Here is a 3,813-nt window from a genome sequence, read left to right as displayed (position 1 = left end):
GGCTTACGCCAACTTGCTGGGCGTGCAGTACAACTACCGCTTCTGATCCACATTTGATGGGTTTGGGAGCGTGAGTTCTCGGGGCGGGTGGCTTTAGACGGCTATCCGCCCTTATGAAAACAAGATGGCGCGTCAGCGCACATCTGACGATTGTGTGTTTCAACCAACGAGGAAACCATGTCTCAAACCAAATTCATCGTACGCAAGGTTGCCGTGCTCGGCGCCGGCGTGATGGGCGCCCAGATTGCAGCCCATCTCGTGAACGCCAAGGTGCCGACCGTCTTGTTCGACTTGCCGGCCAAAGAAGGCGACAAAAACGGTATCGTATTGAAGGCACTGGACGGGCTGAAAAAGCTCAAGCCGTCGCCGGTTTCCAGCAAGGACGCCATCCAGTACATCACCCCGGCCAACTACGAAGACCACCTGCACCTGCTGAAGGATTGCGATCTGGTGATCGAGGCGATTGCCGAGCGTGCCGACTGGAAAGCCGATCTGTATCAAAAGGTGGCGCCACACTTGGGCGAACACACCATCTTCGCCACCAACACCTCCGGCCTGTCGATCAATGCGCTGGCCGCCAGCTGCCCGGATTCGGTTCGTCCGCGCTTCTGTGGTGTGCACTTCTTTAATCCGCCGCGCTATATGCATCTGGTGGAAATCATTCCGTGTGTCACCAGCGACGCCGCCATGCTCGACAATCTCGAGCGCTTCCTGGTGACCACCCTGGGCAAGGGCGTGATCCGCGCCAAGGACACGCCTAACTTCGTTGCCAACCGCATCGGTGTCTTCTCGATGCTGGCGACCATCGCCAATGCCGAAAAATTCGGCATCCGCTTTGATATCGTCGACGATTTGACCGGCCCGCGTCTTGGCCGCCCCAAGTCCGCCACTTTCCGTACCGCCGATGTGGTCGGTCTGGATACGTTCTCGCATGTGGTCAAGACCATGCAGGACACCTTGCCGGAAGACCCGTGGCACGCTTACTTCAAGTCGCCCGAATGGCTGCAGAGCCTGATCGCATCAGGTGCCTTGGGTGCCAAGACCCGTGCCGGTATCTACAAAAAAGACGGCAAGATGATGACCGTGTTCGACCCGGCTACCAGCGCCTATGTCGCTGGCGGACAGAAGGGTGACGACGCGGTTAAAGAGATCCTCAAGATCTCCAATCCGGCGGAAAAATTCAAGAAACTGCGCGAAAGCGCCCATCCGCAGGCGCAGTTCCTGTGGGCGTGCTTCCGCGATGTCTTCCATTACATCGGTTTCCATCTGGGCGATATCGCCAACTGCGCCCGTGATGTCGATTTCGCCATCCGCTGGGGCTTCGGCTGGTCTACTGGCCCGTTCGAAACCTGGCAATCGGCAGGCTGGCAACAAGTCGCCGCCTGGATCGCCGAAGACATCGCTGCCGGCAAGGGCCTGTCTTCTGCGGCGCTACCGGCCTGGGTGCTGGAAGAAGATCGTGCGGGCGTGCATTTTGACGCTGGCTCGTTCGATGCCGCCAGCGGCAAGCTGGTTGGCCGTTCTACCCTGGACGTTTACCAGCGTCAGCTCTCCCCAGCCAAGGTGCTGGGCGAAACGATCGCGCCACTGGGCGAGACCGTATTCGAAAACGCCGGCGTGCGTGCCTTTACCAGCGGCGACGACGTGCTGGTGGTGTCGTTCAAGTCCAAGGCGCATGCGATTGGCCCGGATGTTCTGGATGGCCTGAATACCGCACTGGATATCGCCGAAGACCGCTTCAAGGGCCTGGTGATCTGGCAGACCGAAGCGCCGTTCTCGGTCGGTGCCGACCTCGCCTCGATGATGCCTGCCTTCATGATGGGCGACTGGGATGCGATTGATGCCGCGGTGTGCCGCTTCCAGGCCATGTCGATGCGCTTGCGTTACAGCCAGATCCCGGTTGTCGCCGCTACCGAAGGCTATGTCTTCGGCGGGGGTTGCGAGTTCGTGCTGCACGCCGACCGCGTAGTGTCGCATCTGGAGAGCTACATCGGTCTGGTTGAAGTAGGCGTAGGCCTGCTGCCGGGCGGTGGCGGCTGCAAGGAATTCGCCCTGCGCGCCTCGCAAGAAGCGCGTGGCGACATCCTGTCGGCGCTGAAAGAATACTTCATGACGGTTGCCATGGCCAAAGTCGCCACCAGCGCGGTTGAAGCGCAGGAAATGGGTTTCCTGAAGAAGTCCGATGTGGTGGTGTTCAACGCTTACGAGCTGTTGCATGTGGCCAAGAGCGAAGCACTGGCACTGGCTGCTTCCGGCTATCGTCCGCCGCTCAAGATCAAGGGCTTCCCGGTTGCCGGTCGCGCCGGTGCCGCTTCGATCAAGGGCCAATTGGTGAACATGCTGGCCGGCCGCTTTATTTCCGAACACGACTATTACATCTCCGGCCTGGTCGCCGATGTAATGTGCGGTGGCGATGTAGAGCAGGGCACGCTGGTGGACGAGCAGTGGATGCTGGGTCTGGAGCGCAAGGCATTTATCACCTTGCTCAAGAACCCGAAAACCCAGGCCCGTATCGCCAATATGCTGACTACCGGCAAGCCGCTGCGTAACTGATAAATGGGGGGCCGGGATCGGTGATCCGGGACCCCTCGCACCCTGGCATTGATCGAATTTTGCGCTTGGGCCGGTTAAGGGGGGCATGCTTTCCTCCGCCGGTACCCCGACCCCGCGAGCGGGTCGCGCATGGAGAACACTAGGTATGACCAAACAAGTTCAAGAAGCTTATATCGTTGCCACCACTCGTACGCCGGTGGGCAAAGCACCGCGCGGCATGCTGCGTAATGTCCGTCCGGACGACATGCTGGCGCATGTGATCCGTGGTGCGATGGCACAAGTACCAAATCTGGATGCATCGCTGATTTCCGATGTCGTCACCGGCTGTGCATTCCCGGAAGCAGAGCAGGGCCTGAATATGGCGCGTATCGGCGCCTTGCTCGCCGGCCTGCCGGAAACCGTTGGCGGTATCACCATCAACCGCTACTGCTCGTCCGGCATCAATGCTGTACAAATGGCGGCTGACCGTATCCGTCTGGGCGAAGCCGATATCTGCATCGCTTCGGGTTCGGAGTCGATGTCCATGGTGCCGATGATGGGCAACAAGGTTTCGCTCAATCCGGAAATCTTCGCCAAGGACGAGAATCTGGCGATTGCCTACGGTATGGGCCTGACCGCCGAGAAGGTCGCCCAGCAGTGGGGCATCTCGCGTGAAGATCAGGATGCGTTTGCGGTCGAATCCAACCGCCGCGCCATTGCCGCTATCGATTCGGGTGCTTTCAAGGCGGAAATCACCCCGCTGGAAGCCATTTACCGCATGCCGAATCTGGAAACCGGCGAAGTCGTGATCCGCAAGAAATTGCTGGAAAACGACGAAGGTCCGCGTCGCGAAACCACGCTGGAAGGCCTGGCCAAGCTGCGTACCGTGTTCGATGCCAAGGGTTCGGTCACGGCAGGCAACTCGTCGCAGATGTCGGATGGTGCCGGTGCCGTGATTCTGGTATCGGAAAAAATCCTGAAGATGTTCAACCTCACGCCGCTGGCGCGTTATGTGACCTTCGCCGTCAAGGGCGTACCGCCGGAAATCATGGGCATCGGCCCGAAAGAAGCGATTCCACTGGCTTGCCGCCAGGCCGGTATCAGCCAGTCCGACATCAAGTGGATGGAGCTGAACGAAGCTTTTGCCGCGCAGGCGCTGGCCGTGGCCCGCGATCTGGAGCTGGACATGAGCCTTGTCAACCCGAACGGCGGCGCCATCGCACTGGGCCATCCGCTGGGCGCGACCGGCGCGATCCGTACCGCAACACTGGTACACGGCAT

The 3,813-nt window shown here is 60.0% G+C and carries 2 protein-coding genes; both read left to right on the top strand.

The genetic code is table 11. The features are described from left to right. The first annotated feature begins 177 nt into the window (after positions 1-177). Positions 178-2,553, top strand: a complete 2,376-nt coding sequence (locus tag ACRC1E_RS00205; protein WP_438513094.1) for a 3-hydroxyacyl-CoA dehydrogenase/enoyl-CoA hydratase family protein — start codon at positions 178-180, stop codon at positions 2,551-2,553. A 145-nt stretch (positions 2,554-2,698) separates the two neighbouring features. After that, on the top strand, positions 2,699-3,813 hold a 1,115-nt coding region (locus ACRC1E_RS00200), incomplete at its 3' end, for an acetyl-CoA C-acyltransferase (protein ID WP_438513093.1).

Origin of the sequence: Craterilacuibacter sp. (genome assembly GCF_051659485.1) — a bacterium.
GTDB lineage: Bacteria > Pseudomonadota > Gammaproteobacteria > Burkholderiales > Chromobacteriaceae > Craterilacuibacter.
Note: the sequence above shows the minus strand (reverse complement) of the source record. Positions and strands in the feature narration are given on the sequence as shown.